Genomic DNA, 17,031 nt, shown 5'->3' on the forward strand with positions numbered 1-17,031 from the left:
TTTCGGCCCGGCGGTAATAAGGCCGGTGCCCGTTGCAAGGTTTCTACAGACCCGACAGCCGCGGCCGAGGCCGATGGCCGCGGCGCAGGGATCGCCGCCGGCGACAGGTTCAAACCGCCGTGACACCCAGTCCCGTGTCATGACCTCGGGACGGCGGGACGGGGCGTCGGACGGAGACGGATCCCCGGACCGAACGTCGGCGGACGAAGCCGCGACTGGTGCCGCGGATCCCGACCCGGACGGGCCGGCGCCCAGCGACGCGTTCGGCGCGCTGGGCGGGGAGACGCGGCTGGCCGTCGTCGAGGCGCTCGACGAGGCGTCGCCGCGGACGTTCTCCGACCTCGTCGACGCGACCGGCGCGGACACCTCCGCCGGGTTCGCCTACCACCTCCGCCAGCTCACCGGCCGGTTCGTCCGCCAGCGGGCCGACGAGCGCTACGAGCTGACCGACGCCGGCCGGTCGGTCGCCCGCGCGCTCGCGGCCGGCACCTACACTGCCAGCATCGACCGCGAGCCCGTCGAACTGGACGAGCCGTGCCCGCTGTGCGGCGACGACGGGCTCGTCGCAGCCGTCGCGGACAACGTCACCGAGGTCGGCTGCGAACGCTGCGACGGGACTGTCCTCCGGCTCTCGCTCCCGCCGGGCGGCTACGCGACCCGCGACGCTGACGGCTTCGCCGACGCGCTCGACGCCCACCACCGCCGCCGCATCGAGTCGTTCGACGACGGCGTCTGCCCCGAGTGTACCGGGACGGTCTCGACCCGGGTCGAGCCGGTCGTCGACAGCGTCGACGGCGACAGTGGCGCCGACATCGACCGCGACCAACTCGACCGGGAACACGACGACGGCGAGCACGTCCCGGTCCAGGCGGTCTACGAGTGCGACACCTGCGGCGCGGACCTGCGCTGTCCCGTCGCGCTGACGCTGCTCGACCACCCCGCCGTCGTCTCGTTCTACCACGACCACGACCGGGACGTTCGCGACCGGCCCATCTGGAACGTGGGCAGCGAGTGGCGCGAACGAGTCGTCTCCCGCGACCCCTGGTGTATCGTCGTCAGTGCCCGCCTCGACGGGGAGGACCTCGTCTGCTACGTCGCGGGCGACGGCCGCGTGGTCGATCACCGACGGGACTCCCACGACGACGGTCCGGAGACGAACTCCGGCGTAGCCGACGATGGACCCGCGGACACGACCGCCGACGTGACTTCCCACGCCGGATCGGAAACGGTCGAGGCGGATTCCGAGGCCGTGAGCGCCGAGGACACGGCTGCAGAGTCCGGTACCGCCGGGTCCTGACGCTCGGTCGCGATCGTCCGCCCGGTGTTACGACGCCCCGTCGAACCCGGCGTCTGCCAGCACTGTTTCGCGCCGGTCGCGGTCGAACGCGTCGAAGCCCGCTTCGTCCAGCACGGCCACGTCGACTTCCTCGGCGGTCGGCGTCTCGTCGCTGCTCTCCGCGAGCGCAGAGAGTGCGAGCGAGAGGCCCGCCGGAGTGTCCAGCCCGCGCTCGTACTCGGCTTCGAGGTGGTCGCGGACGGCGTCGCTCCCGCGCCCGACCGCCGTCGCGCGCCACTCCGTGGGCGTCCCGGAGGGGTCGATCTCGTAGAGCCGCGGGTCGACATCGGTTTCGGCAGTTCCCTCCATCGCCGGGGACGCCTCCGGGACGCCGCCGACGAGGAGCGCGGCGCCAAACGGCCGCGTCCCGCCGGTCTGGGTCGACTCCTGGATCCGGTCGGCGACGGCCTTCGCCAGCGGTTCGACGCCCGGCGGCTCCCCGTAGCGCAGCCGCTCGCGCTGGGCGAACTGCCGCCCGAAGTCGACGAGCCGCCGCGCGTCGGCGACGTGCCCGGCTGTTGCGACGCCAAGCCGGCCGTCCAGATCGTGGACCTTCTCGATGCTGTCGGTCTCCATCAGCGGCGACCGCGGTCGGGCGTGTGCGGCGAACACCACCGCCTCCTCGGTCGCCACGCCGACGGCTGGGCTCCCGCGCTTGACCGCCTCGCGCGCGTACTCGACCTGGTACAGCCGACCGTCGGGGGAGAACACCGTTACCCCGCGGTCGTACGCCTGCTGGTCGTTCGATTGCATCAGGCCACCTCCTCGGCGGCGTCGGAACCGTCAGCGGCTCCCGCCTCGTCGTATCCCTCGATGTCGACCCCGCCGGCGGTGACCGTCGCGATGGTCACGCCGTTCCCGCTCGCGGTGTCGCGCTCGCTCGCCGCTTCGACCGCTGCGACGGCGGCGTCGGTCGCCTCGCCGAGTTTCGCCCCGGGGTCGAACCGCCGTTCGAGCACGCCGTAGGCGACCTGCATCCCGCTTCCGCCCGCGGCGTAGTCGGTCGCCATCACGCTCCCGCCGCCGTCCAGCTCGTAGACGTGGCTTCCCTCGCTGTCGACTCCACCGAGGATCGGCGCGACCGGCAGCCCCCGCACGAGGTGGCCCGCAGTCTGGGAGAGCGCCCGCATGCTCATCCGCTCGTCCCGGCGGGACTCGTAGAGGCTCGTCTCCGCCCGCAGCGACCGGACGAGGTTCTGCGCCGGCCCGACCGACCCCGAGATCGCCAGCGCGGCGCTCGGGTGGACCCGCGAGACCTTCTCGGCGTTCTTGTTCGTCGTGAACTTCCCACCGAGGCTCGCCCGCTGGTCGGCCGCCATCACCACGCCCTCGTCGGCTGCGACCGCGACGATCGTCGTCCCCGTGTCGAAGGTCGGCGCGTCGTGGTCGGCCTGGTCTCCGTTCGGGAGGTTGTCGTGCGGTAGTTCGTGGAGCGGTTCGTCCGCGGGACCGAAGTCGAGTGGCGTCATCGACAGGGTGTCGGGGCCGGACAGAAATATATGTTAGCTAAAAAATGATTTAGCGGCGAGTGAGCGTGGGAAGTGGTATGTCGGTCGGGGAACTTCAGTTAGCCGTCTCATTATGGAGTGTGAGGTTTCCCGTTCTCCTACTCAAACTATAGGCAAATTCTATCTCATTAGAGGTCATATTCCGTTCAGTCTCCCAATACTGTTCCGTAAATTCTACGGCATCAATTTGACCGGTATAGTATTCCCGAACCAATGAATTATTTACATAGATGGACTTTGGCGCAGAACCAGTATTATTCACCTCAATAATCTGAAGACCTGAAGTTATCTTCCCGTCAATTTTTCCCGTATCGTAGTGAGCTACAGCTTGCGAATAACCACTGGTTACAAGCGTGTTAATCTGTTTAACCCGTTTAGAATCATTCTTTGATCGCGCAGTCAGATTAAGGATCATGACTAGAGAGTTCTCTTCTCCGACTGTCCAACCCTGGATTCTAATGGGTGTTTCAGCATCCACTCCAGTTTCTCCAGCTACCACGCTGACAAAATCATGATATTTTTTATTCGCATAAGTTTCTGTTGAAGTTGAAGAAGTTGATGCCGTCGGAGGCACTTCCGTCGGAGATTGTGTAGGCGTTGGGACCGATGTTGGTGTTGGTGAAAGTGTTGGTTTAGAAGTTGGTACTGGAGAAACGATCTGTGTCGTGGTCAACGGTGTTTCCTGAAACGTTGTGGTTGTGATATCTGACCTTTGAATCTCGGTTGAATTTGGGGTTGGTGTATTCCCAAACTTATTATTTCCACCCTCACTAGACCAAAAGTGGATCCCTGGATTAGTAATAATGATCGTAGATACAACTAACACAGGGAGGAGTACCAGCCCAACTTGTTTCACCCATTTAGTACTTAAACTGATGGCCATGAATTTATTCATTTTGTTTAAATCCCTGCCCGATACCGATCAGGTGGTACCCGGCCAGTTTTGGTATTTGTAGTACCTGTATCGTTTCCACTGTTGGTCGTGGTCCCCGACTGTTTTTCTTGTATCGTGTTACGTATTCTATCGGGTATATTTCCGAGATCGCCACTACCAGCGTTTGACGAAGTGCCAGAATCTCCATTGTTAGATCCAGTAGTCTCAGTTGAGGAATCATCGTCATCAGAACTTGATTTATTGTTAGATGGCGAACCTCCAGAAAGATTACCTGATTCACCAGACATAGAAATAACTCTTCCATCCGAATTCACCTCAGATTCCGGATCGACGCTCACAGTATCGACACCTAGCGCCTCCTTGTACGCTTCCTGGCTGTCGAAGGTCACCATGTCGTCCACGGAGTCGTAGGACACGCCGTCGTTGTTCTGGGCGAACTCCTCGTCTACGTTCACCTGGGCCCACTGGACCGACCCGTCGTCGTCGGCGTCGGAGATGACGATGCCGTTGCTGTCGATCGTCATCCGGTCGTTGTCGCAGTAGCGGTCGTCGTCCCTGTTGTAGTGCGAGCATTCCGACCCATCGTCGTCGCCGCCCGAGTCACCGCCGGAAGTGGACCCGCCGCCGGAACCGACTCCGATCGATCCACTGCCGCCGCCGCTACCGGGTGAACTCGGGGCCGTGACCGTGACGTTCTTCGTCGCCGTGCGCTGGCGACCGAGCCGGTCGACGGCGGTGACCCGGAGCGTGACGGTCCCGTCGTGCCTGAACGCGTGGAGCCTGTCGACCGACGCGCTCTCGCCCGCGAGCGTCGTCCGGTTGACTCGCCGTCCGTCCGCTCGCCAGACGACCGCCGCGAGGTCGTTCGCACCGGCCGAGACGGTCGCCGTGTACTGCGCGACGGCGCCTTCGACCACGCTGTCCGGACCGCTGATCGACACCGACGGTCCGTTCGACGGCTCGACGTGGACCCGGAGTGTGTCCGTGCTGGTGGCACCGTCCTCGTCGGTCACCGTGACCGTCGCGTTGTAGGTGCCGGTCGCGCGCGGGACGAACCGCGTCCGCCCGCAGGTCTCGCACGACGGCGTCGTGTAGCTGCCGTCGGGTTTCTCCAGCCGCCAGCGGTAGCTGTCGATCTCCCCGTCGGGGTCGCGGGACCCGGTCGCGTCCAGATACACCGTCGCGTTGGCGCTGACGGTCCGGTCGAGCCCCGCGTCCGCCAGCGGGGCTTTGTTCCCTCCGCCGTCCGGGCCGCTCCCGGCCGCTGCGACCGCTCCGCCGGCTACCGGACCAGCGGCGAACGCCGCGCTGACGACCAGCACGGCACTCATCACGACCGTCGGAACCCCCTGTTCCCAGCGCATCGTTCGGTTGTCGAGAATTGCTTTCCCGCTATCATAAAAATGTTCGCAGTAATGGCAGTACCCATATCACGACCGGCCGACCGACCGCTTGCGGCGGAATCCAGCCGGACAACGGTCGCTCCACAACCCTTTTCGCCGGGACCGCCGGAAACCGAACCATGGACGAAGACGACGTGCTCGACCGTCTCCGGACGGTCGAGGACCCGGATCTGGGCGACGATATCGTCTCGCTGGGGCTGGTCAACTCGGTCGAGTTGGACGAGGAGGAGGTGCGCGTCTCGCTGGCGCTGGGGGCGCCGTACTCCCCGACCGAGACCGAGATCGCGGGACGGGTCCGCGAGGCGCTGTCGGACCTGGACCGGCGGGTCGAACTGGAGGCGGAGGTCGACAGCGGGCTCGTCGCCGAGGGGTCGGTGCTGCCGGGCGTCGAGAACGTCATCGCGGTCGCGTCGGGGAAGGGCGGGGTCGGCAAGAGCACCATCGCGGTGAACCTCGCGGCGGGGCTGGCGCAACTGGGCGCCCGCGTGGGGCTGTTCGACGCGGACGTGTACGGGCCGAACGTGCCGCGGATGCTCGACGCGGATCAGCAGCCCCAGGCGACCCCCGACGAGACGCTCGTCCCGCCCGAGCAGTACGGGATGAAGCTGATGAGCATGGACTTCCTCGTCGGGGAGGACGACCCCGTCATCTGGCGGGGTCCGATGGTCCACAAGGTGCTCACCCAGCTGTGGGAGGACGTGGAGTGGGGGAGTCTCGACTACATGGTCGTCGACCTGCCCCCTGGGACCGGCGACACGCAGCTGACGCTCCTCCAGAGCGTCCCCGTCACGGGCGCGGTCATCGTCACGACTCCCCAGGAGGTCGCCATCGACGACGCCCGGAAGGGCCTGGAGATGTTCGGCGAGCACGAGACGCCCGTGCTGGGGATCGTCGAGAACATGAGTTCCTTCCGCTGTCCGGACTGCGGCGGCGAACACACCATCTTCGGCGAGGGCGGCGGCGAGGCGTTCGCCGAGGAGGCGCAGATGCCGTTCCTCGGCGAGATCCCGCTGGACCCGGCCGTCCGCGAGGGCGGCGACGCCGGCGAACCGATGGTGCTCGACGAGGACAGCGGGACCGGCGAGGCGTTCCGGTCGTTCGTCGAGAACGCGGCGAACAACCAGGGGATCGTCCACCGGCGGCGCCACGCCGACCGGCGCTGAGCGGCTACTCGTTCCGTCCGGGATACTCCAGCGCGTTCCGGTCGACGCTGTAGACCGTCGCGCCGTCCCACTGCTTCTCGACGGTGACGCCAGCCATCGACTCGAAGACAGCCAGGTCGTCGCTCGTGTATTCGTCGCGCTCGTTGGACCCGACGTAGACGTACTCGACCTCGTAGACGTCGAGGTAGTAGGCCCGCTGTTCGGCGGTGCCGGTGTAGATGGTGTTCACGTCGTCGACGCGGGCGCGGTAGGCCTCGCCACCGCGGTAGCCGACCTCGTGGGCCCACCCGGCCAGCGTCGGGACGCCGGTGAGGCTCGCTATCGGGTTGGTCCACCGATACATGTCCTGTCCGGGGGCCGAGGCGGTGTTGGGCTGGCCCTCCAGGTCCTCGAACCACTGGATCGCGGCGTACTCCTCGGGGTGGGTCTCGTTGATGTAGGTGAACCCGTCGAGCGTGGGGTCGTCGGGGTGGTTGTACCTGCTGAAGTAGCTGTCGCCACTGAAGTGGCCGCCAAGGGCCAGCGCGCCGTACAGCGAGGTCGAGACGACCAGAACGACCGCGAGCACGCGGAAGACCCCGGCCCACTGCTCGCCGGACAGCGCAAGCTCGGGCGAGTGGTTCTCGACGAGGTGGGCGAGGACCGCGCCGGCGGCGACCGCCCAGAGCACCCACACGTCCGCGTAGGTCTTGAACACGGTGTTCATCCGCCCGGGACCGGCCTGCTCCTTGACGTAGACGAACTCGACGATGACGACGATCCCGGCGCCGGCGACGATCAGGAGCGTCTCGAAGCCGACCACGTCGCGGAGCCGCACCGGCTGGCCGGCGTCGTCCGCTGGGGCAGCCTCACCCGTCGCGGGGCCGCCGTCGGTGACCGCTTGCCGGGCGGTCCCGGCGGCGTCGGCCGTCGCGCGAACGACCGCATCGGCCTGCGACCGCAGGAGCACCCACGCGCCGGCGATCATCGGGCCGAACAGTGCGAGCGCTGCCCCGCCGCCGATCCAAGCGACAGCGAGCGCGAGCGCGAGCATCGTGGCCGACTCGCCGAGGTCCCCGCGGTCTATCCTGGGCAGCGCGTTGCGGGCCAGATGGAGCGCAAAAAGCAGCGCGAAGGCGCCGTGGGCCAGGAGGAGTTCACCGAGCGAACTCCTGTCGGTCCAGAAGGCGATAGTCCGGCCGCCGCCGCTGGCGGTCCCCAGCCAGAACGGAAGCGACCAGACGAAGCCCGCGAGGACGACAGCGACCGCGCCGGCGAGCGCGACGCAGTGACGGGACAGTTCCCGCTGCCACTCCTCCCCGCGCGGTACCCGTTCGGCGAGCGGCTTCGGGAGCAGGGATACCGGGTCGGCTGGCGCGAGTGCGAGCGTGAGGAACGTCAGCCCGCCTGCCGTCGCGAACGACCAGGTGTTGACGACCGCGAGCAACCCCGCGAGCGGCGGCACGACGGCGAACACCAGCAGCCGCCGGCGCATCAGGTCGGCCTCGGGCGTGCGGTAGTAGCTAAAGAGGAGCGCGGCGACGAGCAGGACGAACGGCGTGCTCATCATGTGGGCGTGCATGTCGCCGTTGAGCCAGGCGAACAGCGGGAACTCGTTGATCGTGTTGTACCCCCCGTCGCTGATCACCCGGCTCGCGTCCCAGTAGCGGAACGCACCCGGTCCCTCGCGGCCGACGCGGCCCAGCTCCGTCCCGGTGAGTCCGGCGAGGAACGACGAGATGCCGTCCGGAAGCAGCCAGGCGACGACCTGAACGGGCGTCGAGATATTGCTCGCGAACCCGACGAAGAAGGCGCCGAACGCGCCCGCGCGGACCCGGGAGACGCCGCGGCTCGCGGCGACCGAGCCCGCGAGCCCGTAGGCGGCGGTGACGACCATTCCGTAGAAGCCCGCGAGCGCGAGGTTGTAGGCGAACCGGGGTTCGGTGCCGGTGATCTTCGTCAGCAGCGCGGCGATCAGGTGGCCGCCGTAGTAGTACTTCACCGGCCGGCCGGCGAACCACATGTCCTCCGGGGGGAGGCGGCCGGCGCGCAGCAGCGACTGCAGCATGCCGAAGTCGAGGAACTTCTCGCCGAGGAACGGGTGGACGCCCGCGTCGACGGCGCGGACGGCGATCATGAACAGGAACGCGACGGTGAACACGGCTGCGGCCTCGCCGTAACGCCGGCGGTCGAACAGCGGGACGCCGTCCGTCTCGCTGGCGCGGTAGAGGGCGGCACCGGCGGCGGCCGCCAGCGCGGCGAGGCCGACGAGCAGCCCGGCGGTCAGCGAGAGGTGGCCGACGAGGTAGGCGACGATCCACAGGACGGCCAGCGCCGCCGGGAGCGCGACGCCCGCGCCGCGGTCGGCGAGGCGGGGGAACAGGGTCGCCGCCAGCGGCATCCCCACGGCCAGCAGGGCGAGGTAGGCCACGAGCCACCAGAGGACCAGACCGTACTCCATTACCAGTGTGGCCGTCTCCGGAGCCTATACCTCTTGTGGACCGCCCGACCGCCCGCGCATTCGCCACCTGCTCCCGGAATTCGGTACCCTTCCGTCGTCGAGATGTCGCGTTCCGAACGGTTTTTACTCGCCGCGGTGGTCACGGCAGACAATGAGCGCGTCCGTCGGTCTGGTGGTCCCCGCCTTCCGTCCCGACGTGGACCGGCTCGCGGCCTACGTCCGCTCGCTCGACGCCGAACTCGCGCCCGAGGCGATCCGGATCGAACTCGACGACGCCGACGAGCGGGTCGTCGCGGCCCTCGCCGACCTCCCGGCGACCGTCAACGTCTCGCCGTACCGCCGCGGCAAGGGCGCCGCCGTCACCGCCGGGTTCGAGGCGCTGGAGACCGACGTGCTCGGGTTCGTCGACGCCGACGGCTCCACCGCGCCGGGCGAGTTCGCCGACGTGCTCGCCGCCATCGAGGCCGGCGCGGACGTGGCCGTCGGCTCCCGGCGCCACCCCGACTCGACGATCACCAGCCACCAGACGTTCGCCCGCCGCTTTCTCGGCGATGGCTTCGCCTGGCTCGCCCGCCGCATGCTCGACGCCGACCTCTACGACTACCAGTGCGGCGCCAAGGCCATCACCGCCGAGTCGTGGGAGGCCGTCCGGCAGCACCTCTACGAACCGGGGTTCGCCTGGGACGTGGAGCTGGTCGCGATGGCCGGGGCGCTGGAACTCGACGTGGCCGAGGTACCGCTCACCTGGGAGGACAAGCCGGGCTCGACCGTCTCGCCGGTCCGCACGTCGCTGCGGCTCGCCCGCGCACTGGTCTCCTCGCGCCACCGCGCGAAACAGATCCGGAACAGCCGCGTCCACAACGCCATCGCGGCGACCCGCGAGGACCCGACCGCACTGGTGGACAAACATGACTGACGGCGAGCGGTCGGCGCGGGCGCGTCTGTCGTCGCTCGTGTCGGGGATCCGGTTCGGCAAGTTCGTCTCTGTCGGGGTCGTCGGTGCGCTCTGCGACACGGCCGTGCTGGTCTTCCTCTCGGAGGTCCTCAAGGCATCCGCGACGCTGGCCTGGGCGGCCGGCGTCGAGACGGCGATCCTCGTGATGTTTCTGATCAACGAGAACTGGACGTTCGCCGACCACGGCGAGGGAGACCGGGGGTCGTTCCTCTCGCGGCTCAAGCGTTCGCACGCCGTCCGCGCCGTCGGCGTGACGACCCAGTTCGTCATCTGGTGGAGCATCTACAACCCGCTGTTCGTCGACCTGTCGTTCGGCGACGTGGCGGTGCTGTCGAACGCGGCCGGCGTCGTCGGGATCGCGTCGGTGCTCTCGGGACTCGACCTGTGGCTGCTCGTGGCGAAAGGCACCGGCATCGCGGTCGGCATGCTCGTCAACTACGTCTTCGAGAGCCTGTTCACCTGGCAGGTCCACGAGGCGTGACCGCGGGACTAATTCACGGACGGCGAACGAATCACAACCCTTAATGGGCGGTCGGGGATATGAACAGGTAGCGGGATGGGATAGCCAGGAGATTCCGGCGGGCTCATAACCCGCAGATCGGTAGTTCAAATCTACCTCCCGCTATCATTCTGCGACGCGTTCCTCGCGAGGCGTTTCATCGCCGAGCCCTGCGAACGCGTCGTGATTATCACTCGGAGTAGATTTGAACTGGACGAGTCGCGCGCAGCGAACGGAGCGGGCGAGCACGTCCGCCTCCGGTTCGAATCTACCTCCCTGTATTCCCGCAACATCACCGCCCAGCGAGGCGATTCGGACCGCCCGACACGAGCGCCGGGAGACTGGTCCCGGGGCTGTCACGACTTCGCGGGCCGACTTCACGGCTGAGTGACCACAAACGGAGAGTACTTAGGGCCTCGCGACACAGACACGTCACGTATGCGTCACCCGAGTCTCACCGCGCGGATGGCGATCGTGGGATCGATCCTGTTCGCGTTCTACGCCGTCGCCGCGGTCGTGGCGATGGGCGCGTTCTCGGTCCCGCTGTGGCTGGTACTGGTCGGCAGCGTCCTGTTCGTCGGCGTCCAGTACAAGGTCGGCAAGTGGGCCGCGATCCGCAGCGTCGGGGCCGAAGACATGCCCGAGGAGCAGTACCCGGAGATCCACCGCCAGGTCGAGGCGCTCTCCGAGGAGATGGGCATCGACAAACCCCGGCTCATGATCGCGCGGATGGGCGTGCCCAACGCCTTCGCCGTCGGCCGGAAGGGCGCCGGGACGGTCGTCGTCTCGCGGGAGCTGCTCGCGACGCTCGACGCCGACGAGGTCGAGGGCGTCCTCGCCCACGAGCTGGCCCACATCGCGAACCGCGACGTGGTGATGATGGTGCTCGGCCAGGGGATCGCTTCCATCGTCGCCATCGTCGCCCAGTGGGTCGTCCTGCTGACCGGCGACAACGACATCGCGGACTTCTTCCTGGCCATCGTCGTCGGCCAGATCGTCCAGATGCTCGTCATGCTGTTCGTGATGGCCATCTCGCGGTACCGCGAGTACGTCGCCGACAGCGACGCCGCGGGCGCCATCGGCTCCGGCGAACCGCTCGCACGCGCGCTGGAGAAGATCAGCCGCGGCAACGAGCGCGCCAGCGACTCGGCGATCGACGAGCAGGTCAACGCGCTGTGTATCTTCGGCGAGGAGCGCGGGCTCGCGCGGCTGTTCGCCACCCACCCGCCGATGGAGAAGCGCATCGAGAAGCTGCGGAGCTGAGATGGACTACCGCACGCTCCTGGCCGCGGTCCTCGGCGCCGGCCTCGGCGCCGTCCTGATCGCGGTGCCGGAGGCCGTCGTCCGCGCGCACACGGTCGGGCGCGTCCCGGGCGATCGGGGCGGCGAGTACGGCAGCGACGACGAGTTAGACGGCCGGATCCGGCGGCTCGTGCAGGCAGTGGGCGCGGCGCTGATCCTCGCGGGGCTGTACTTCGGCGCGGTCGCGGCGGGAGTCGCGTAGAACGGAAGCGGCTACCGGGTCAGTCGTCGCCCTGGTCGTCGACGATGACGACCTCGCCGTCCTCGACAACGACGTTGATGAGCGTCTTGGCCTCGTAGCCCGCGTCGGCGAGCTTGTTCTGGCCGTCGTCTTTCTTGATGACGCAGACGATGTCGACGATGTCGGCGCCGATCTCCTCGAGGGCGCCGGTGATGCCCGAGAGGGTGCCGCCGGTCGAGAGCACGTCGTCGAGGACGAGCACGCGGTCGCCCTCGTAGACGTCGTTGACGTACATCTCCGACTCGGAGTAGCCGGTGACCTGCGAGAGCGCGACCTCCCCGTCGAGGCCGTACTGGCGCTTGCGGACGACGACGATGGGGATGTCGGTCATCAGGGAGACGGCGGTGGAGATGTGGATGCCCATCGCGGCGGGGGTGACGATCTTGTCGACGTTCTCCAGCTCGGCCTTGCGGATGATCTTGATGACGATCTCCCGGAGCAGCTCGGGGTGGAGCATCGGCACGCCGTCGCTGATCGGGTGGACGAAGTAGTGGTACCCCTCTTTTTCGACGATCGGGGCGTCGAGCAGCGACTGCTTCAGGCGGTTCATGCCCGGGGAATGACCACGGGGGGCCAAAAGCCTGACTAGCTACGCCGACGCCAGCAGGTCCGCGAGCCAGTCGACGACCGGCAGGACGTGGGGCCCGTACCGGAAGTACACGAGCGCCGAGCAGAGCGCCAGGTCCGTTCCGAGCGCCGCGGCGAGCCCGCCGGCGGCGGCCGTCGCCGGGTCGAACCGCTCGTCGAGGGCGCTGCCGGCGGCCGACAGGGCGAACGCGCCGCCGACGACCAGCCCGACGACGGCGTGGAGCTGGAAGGCGCCGCCGCGGCCGAACGAGCCGACCGTGACGACGACGAACAGCAGCTGCGCGCCCAGGAGGACGCCGCCGAGGTAGCTCCACAGGACCGTCCGCCCGCGCTCGGCGAGGACCCGGCGGGCCCACCGCTGGCGGGCCAGCGCGTAGACGGCCAGGACGTACACCGGCAGGAGGTACCGGACGGTCACCTGCGCGAACAGCGGGAGACTCGGGAGGTAGACCAGCGTGAACAGCACGGCGAGGACGGCGACGAACGCGTCGGTGGCCGTCGTCGGAGCCGTGCGGACGGTCCGGACCGTCCGTCGAACGCGGGCGCCGAGCGGTTCGGCCGCGTCGCGGCGAACGGCGACGGCCGCCCGGCGGCCGCCGGTCGCGGCCAGCGCGGCGACGCCCGCGAACAGCGGCGCCGATTCGAGGACCGAGAGGTTGATCGCCTGGTCGTTGTCGTGGCGGCCGATGTAGCCGTCGTAGCCGGCGCGGACGAACGTCCGGTACAGCGACTCGGGGTCGGAGACGAGCGACTTCGCGCCGGCGACGAACGGGCCGAAGAGGAGCCCGAGCCGCTCGACGGCCGTCGCGGCGAGCGCGCGGACCGGGGCCGGCAGGAGCGGCGCGGCGCCGCCGCCGCTCGCGGCGCTCCCGTCCCCGGCGCCGTTCCCACCACTACCGCCGCCGAACGTGGCGTCGGCGGTGGGGGCGCCGAACTCCGAGAGCATCCGCGGGGGGCGGACCGGGTCCCCGGAGATGGCTGTGTTCGTCACGAAGAAGGGGACGAGCGACGCGGCGAAGGCCGCCCCGACGACGGCGAGGGTCCGCCGGTCGTTCGACGGCGCGGTCGGCAGGTCGACGGCGACCAGCGCGAGGAAGAGGACGAACGCCTCGCCCGCGTGGACCCAGGTGCAGAGCCCGACGAGGGCGTAGGCCAGCGCGCGGAACCCGGTCGGCGAGAGCAGCGGGTCTCCGGCGGCGTCGGCGCCCCGGGCGTCCGAACGACTCCGGTAGAACGCGTAGACGACGCCGACGACGAGCGCCGTGACGGTGACGTGGCGCTTCGGGATGGCCGCCCAGAACGCGACGGGCGTCGCGAGCGCGGCGCCGACGGCCGCGGCGACGCCGACCCGGCGGTCGTGGACGCGCGCGAGGAGTCGATAGACCGTGGTCGCGATGAACGCCGCGGCGAGGACGGTCCCGAGCTGGAGCGCCGCGAGCGCCAAAAGCTGTGCGGGGATCGGTTCCGCCAGCGCGGCGTTGCCGGCGAACGCAGCGAGCGCGAGGACGGCACCCGCGGTCCCGAGGAGCGACTCCCGGCCGACGAGACGGCCGACCTGGACGGCGAACGCGAGCGCGAGCAGCGACCACGCTGTCGCGAAGACGAGCCCCGGGTCTGCGACCGCCGTCGCGGCCCGCAGGCCCCACAGCAGCGGGAGGGCGAACGCGACCTGCCCGTAGTTGCGTCCGTAGAGCCGCCCGTCGTGGACCTGCATCCCGGGCGCTTCGAGCGACCCGTAGACCGCCTCGTCGACGACGAGGCTCCCGTCGGCGAGCGCGACCAGCGCGTTCGCCAGCGTGTAGCTGTCGTTGATGAACACGCCGAGCCGCCAGGTGGTCCCGACGGCGAGCAGCGTCCCGAGGAAGACGACGAGGCCGAGGCGGTCGCCGACGAGCGCGCGGACGAGCAGCGTCCGGGCCGCTCCCAGCCGCTCGCGGGCGTCTGCCGTGGCGAGCGCCCGGCCCCGTCCCGTACTCATTCGCGCACCTCCACCGGGACCGTCCGGTTGGCGACGACTGACTTCCCGTTGCTGTCGCGCACCACGAGCGACAGTTCCCCCTCGTAGCGGTCGGCGTCGACGGCGTCCTCGGCGAAGGTGTCCTCGCGCAGCGACAGCGAGGCCCAGCCGGCGTCGCCGTCGCGCAGGAAGTGCGTCGTCGACCGGGAGTAGCCCAGCGCGGGGATGTCGATCCCGTAGGCGACGGTCGGCTTGCCGTCGACGGCCGCGAGGCGGACCCGCGCGTCGGGGACGGTGAGGTAGTACGACCGGGACTGGTAGCCGCGGTCGAGCGAGACCGAGGCGGGGAGGTCGACCTCGTCGACGGCGACCGACCCCTCGCCGAGGCCGGACATGTCGTATCGCGGCGTCGTCAGGTCGACGAGGCCGACGGCGGGGCCGCTGAGGACGGTCACCGCGACGATGACCGCGGCGGCGGCGTAGACGGCGACTCGACCCCGATCCATTGGCGGATGACTGCGCCCGACCGGAATAAAGCCGACGGCCGCGGCCGGCGACCGTCGAAACCGCAAAACCGAGAAGCGGTGGCCCGAATCAGGCGTCGGGGCCTTCCTGCTCGTTGAGCGTCGAGGAGGTGTCGCCCTCCTGGGCCTGGTAGACGACGCTGATCTCGTAGTCCGAACTCGCGTAGACGCCGGCGCGGTCGCCCGAGACGACGGCGCTGTCGTCGCCGCTGGCCGTGCCGTTCCAGGCGCCCGCGCTGGTGTGGTGGATCTGCGGGCCGCCGCTGTTGCGGACGAAGGTCTCCAGATCGGTCCCGCTGTCGATCGTAGTCCCACTTATAGCCGTCCCGTTGAACCCGCTCCCGCGGATGTACAGTTCGTTACTCGAGACGGAGTCGCCGCCGTCGTGCGAGACGACCAGCGCGCCCCAGTTCGAGCCCCCCGAGTTCTCCTCGATCTCCTCGTAGTCCATCCCGATCGTCGCAGTCGGTGCGCCCTGCTGTGCCTGGTTCCCCAGTCCGAGGACGAACGAGGCGATGACCGCCGCCAGAATGACCGTGATCGCTACCATCAGGATGACGCCGATGACCGGCGACACCGCGTCGTCGTCGTTGAGTAGTTGCTTGAGTCTCATGTGTGCCTGCACCCCGTCCGGCCGGCGCGAGCCCGCCGCGAGCCGGGAATGCTGTCGGCACCTCCGGCGGTATCAGTACTTAATCCCGACCACCGTTCACCGGGATCCGTGGGTTCAGACGCACCTTGAGCGGAGGCCTTCCAGATATCAGTTCGGAAAATTGGGCGCGAAGGCGTCGCAATCGCCGGGTCCGGCCGTGCCGAGCCGTGACGACAGGTCGACCGGACCGCCGGTGTGCTACCGGTCGAACTCGTCGGGGACGTACTCGTCGTCGCCGAGCTGCATGTCGGCGCCGCTGTAGGTGTGGTAGGCCGCGGCGACGGTGAACGTCGCGGCGATGACTGTCGCCCACTCCAGCGGCGTCAGCAGCGTGAGCGGGTAGAGGTCGGTCCACAGCGCGGCGACGACGGCGCAGCTGATCGACCCGAGCGAGAGGTAGAACTCCCGCCAGGGGAACTCCGAGCCCGGGACGATCTCCAGGTACACGGTCAGCTCCTCGGTGTAGGGCGTCCGCGCGACCGTGTTGTTCTCGGTGTCGTACTCGACGATCCCGGCCTCCTCCATCCTGCAGAGGTGGGTCTGCTGGAGGGTCGTGTAGACCCGCTTCTTCTGGTCGTTGGTCACCTCCTCGACCGGCCGCTGGTACTCCCAGGCGGCGACCTGGGTGGCCAGGTCGCTCAGCCCCACCGGCTCCTCGAAGCGCTTGAGATACTCCAGGACGTACCGCCGGCGCTGGTTCTGCAACACGTCGAAGATCTCCCCCTTCGACAGCTCCTCGTTCCCGTCCGCTCCGGTCGAAAACCGTCTCGTCTCGTTGCTCATGTGTCAGACCCGTCCTCGTGAGAGGTCGTCTCCGCCCCGTCGATGATGTGTGATTCTATGGGCATGTGCTAAGAGCGTTTCGGAGCCGTCGGTCGAGACTAGGGGTCGAAACCGTGACCGATCTCAGTTCTCACGAGTGAGACCGGCGCGAGAAATCAGAACCGAGAGATGAGGTCGGACCGCCCGGGCCACCGGGCGGAGAGTGGACGCCGTCGGTCAGGCCGTGGGGCCGGTCCACTCTTTCAGCGTGGTGGAGCTCTCGCCGGTCGAGCTCTGCCAGACCAGGCTGATCTCGCCGTCCGAACCGATGTAGTCGACGCTCGCGGTCATCCCGGCCTGGACCTCGGAGGTCGGGCCGGCCGAACTGTACTCGTTCCAGCTCTGTCCGAGCGCCGGGTCGGCGTCGTTGCTTCCGGCGCTCCCCTCCGACCCGCGGAGGTAGAGGTTCTGGGCCTGGATCGTCTCGCCGCCGTCGTGCGTGACGCGCAGCGTCGCTTCCTCGCCGCTGGCGCCGTTCCACTCGAAGCTGAACGATGCCTGGGGGGAGGTGTTGCTGACCTGGTCGCCGAGTCCGAGGACGAAGGTCGCGATGACGGCCGCCAGAATGACCGTGATCGCCACCATCAGGATGACGCCGATGACCGGCGACACCGCGTCGTCGTCGTTGAGTAGTTGCTTGAGTTTCATGGGTTGTCGTCACGCCCGATGCGTGGGGGGATCCCCAGCGAGGTCGCCGGCCGGACCGAGCCATCCTCGACGGTCCCGGCGGCGTTCGGTGCGTGTCA

17 protein-coding genes and 1 tRNA gene are annotated in these 17,031 nt (G+C 68.5%); 7 read left to right on the top strand and 11 right to left on the bottom strand.

The window, feature by feature from the left end:
• Positions 1–139: 139 nt before the first annotated feature.
• Positions 140–1,297: an ArsR/SmtB family transcription factor gene (locus E3328_RS00325; protein ID WP_135362645.1), complete on the top strand. Its 1,158-nt coding sequence runs from the start codon at positions 140–142 to the stop codon at positions 1,295–1,297.
• Positions 1,298–1,324: 27 nt separating this feature from the next.
• On the opposite strand, the gene E3328_RS00330 is transcribed toward E3328_RS00325, so the two are convergent.
• From E3328_RS00330 to E3328_RS00345, 4 genes are all read right to left on the bottom strand, one after another.
• Positions 1,325–2,089 (bottom strand): archaeal proteasome endopeptidase complex subunit alpha, encoded by a 765-nt coding sequence (locus E3328_RS00330; protein WP_135362646.1) that lies wholly within the window; start codon positions 2,087–2,089, stop codon positions 1,325–1,327.
• On the bottom strand, positions 2,089–2,805 hold the full coding sequence (locus tag E3328_RS00335) for a proteasome subunit beta (RefSeq protein WP_135362647.1): 717 nt from the start codon (positions 2,803–2,805) through the stop codon (positions 2,089–2,091). The genes E3328_RS00330 and E3328_RS00335 overlap by 1 nt, the downstream gene beginning before the upstream one ends.
• A 94-nt stretch (positions 2,806–2,899) precedes the next feature.
• Positions 2,900–3,700, bottom strand: a complete 801-nt coding sequence (locus E3328_RS00340) for a hypothetical protein (protein WP_135362648.1) — start codon at positions 3,698–3,700, stop codon at positions 2,900–2,902.
• A gap of 44 nt (positions 3,701–3,744) precedes the next feature.
• Positions 3,745–5,070: a PKD domain-containing protein gene (locus tag E3328_RS00345; RefSeq protein ID WP_167837259.1), complete on the bottom strand. Its 1,326-nt coding sequence runs from the start codon at positions 5,068–5,070 to the stop codon at positions 3,745–3,747.
• 191 nt (positions 5,071–5,261) lie between these two features.
• On the opposite strand from E3328_RS00345, the gene E3328_RS00350 reads away from it, so the two are divergent.
• Positions 5,262–6,305, top strand: coding sequence for an Mrp/NBP35 family ATP-binding protein (locus E3328_RS00350; protein WP_135362650.1), 1,044 nt, complete (start codon positions 5,262–5,264; stop codon positions 6,303–6,305).
• A gap of 4 nt (positions 6,306–6,309) precedes the next feature.
• Here E3328_RS00350 and E3328_RS00355 read toward each other — a convergent pair whose 3' ends face one another.
• Positions 6,310–8,745, bottom strand: coding sequence for a DUF2298 domain-containing protein (locus E3328_RS00355; protein ID WP_135362651.1), 2,436 nt, complete (start codon positions 8,743–8,745; stop codon positions 6,310–6,312).
• 151 nt (positions 8,746–8,896) lie between these two features.
• On the opposite strand from E3328_RS00355, the gene E3328_RS00360 reads away from it, so the two are divergent.
• The 5 genes from E3328_RS00360 (at position 8,897) to E3328_RS00380 (ending at position 11,703) form a co-directional block, all read left to right on the top strand.
• Positions 8,897–9,661, top strand: a complete 765-nt coding sequence (locus tag E3328_RS00360; RefSeq protein ID WP_135362652.1) for a glycosyltransferase — start codon at positions 8,897–8,899, stop codon at positions 9,659–9,661.
• A complete protein-coding gene (locus E3328_RS00365; RefSeq protein ID WP_135362653.1) occupies positions 9,654–10,181 on the top strand; it encodes a GtrA family protein in 528 nt (175 codons plus the stop codon). The genes E3328_RS00360 and E3328_RS00365 overlap by 8 nt, the downstream gene beginning before the upstream one ends.
• Positions 10,182–10,250: 69 nt before the next feature.
• Positions 10,251–10,325: transfer RNA gene (locus E3328_RS00370), tRNA-Met, on the top strand.
• A gap of 339 nt (positions 10,326–10,664) precedes the next feature.
• A complete protein-coding gene (locus tag E3328_RS00375) occupies positions 10,665–11,462 on the top strand; it encodes a M48 family metallopeptidase (RefSeq protein ID WP_246022838.1) in 798 nt (265 codons plus the stop codon).
• A gap of 1 nt (position 11,463) precedes the next feature.
• Positions 11,464–11,703 carry a hypothetical protein gene (locus tag E3328_RS00380; RefSeq protein WP_135362655.1) on the top strand — a complete coding sequence of 80 codons (240 nt, stop codon included), beginning with the start codon at positions 11,464–11,466 and terminating at the stop codon, positions 11,701–11,703.
• Between the two features lie 19 nt (positions 11,704–11,722).
• Here the strand turns inward: E3328_RS00380 and hpt are convergent, their stop codons facing one another.
• From hpt to E3328_RS00410, 6 genes are all read right to left on the bottom strand, one after another.
• Positions 11,723–12,292, bottom strand: a complete 570-nt coding sequence (gene hpt / locus E3328_RS00385; protein ID WP_135362656.1) for a hypoxanthine/guanine phosphoribosyltransferase — start codon at positions 12,290–12,292, stop codon at positions 11,723–11,725.
• A gap of 39 nt (positions 12,293–12,331) precedes the next feature.
• Positions 12,332–14,308 carry a hypothetical protein gene (locus E3328_RS00390; protein ID WP_135362657.1) on the bottom strand — a complete coding sequence of 659 codons (1,977 nt, stop codon included), beginning with the start codon at positions 14,306–14,308 and terminating at the stop codon, positions 12,332–12,334.
• The gene (locus E3328_RS00395) at positions 14,305–14,793 is read right to left on the bottom strand and encodes a hypothetical protein (RefSeq protein WP_135362658.1); all 489 of its coding nucleotides are present in this window, start codon (positions 14,791–14,793) and stop codon (positions 14,305–14,307) included. The genes E3328_RS00390 and E3328_RS00395 overlap by 4 nt, the downstream gene beginning before the upstream one ends.
• Positions 14,794–14,881: 88 nt before the next feature.
• Positions 14,882–15,424: a type IV pilin domain-containing protein gene (locus E3328_RS00400; RefSeq protein ID WP_135362659.1), complete on the bottom strand. Its 543-nt coding sequence runs from the start codon at positions 15,422–15,424 to the stop codon at positions 14,882–14,884.
• Between the two features lie 237 nt (positions 15,425–15,661).
• Positions 15,662–16,246, bottom strand: coding sequence for a DUF7344 domain-containing protein (locus E3328_RS00405; protein ID WP_135362660.1), 585 nt, complete (start codon positions 16,244–16,246; stop codon positions 15,662–15,664).
• A gap of 216 nt (positions 16,247–16,462) precedes the next feature.
• Entirely contained in the window at positions 16,463–16,933 is a 471-nt protein-coding gene (locus tag E3328_RS00410; RefSeq protein WP_135362661.1) for a type IV pilin domain-containing protein, read from the bottom strand.
• Between the last annotated feature and the right edge of the window lie 98 nt (positions 16,934–17,031).

The organism is Halosimplex halophilum (genome assembly GCF_004698125.1).
Lineage (GTDB): Archaea > Halobacteriota > Halobacteria > Halobacteriales > Haloarculaceae > Halosimplex > Halosimplex halophilum.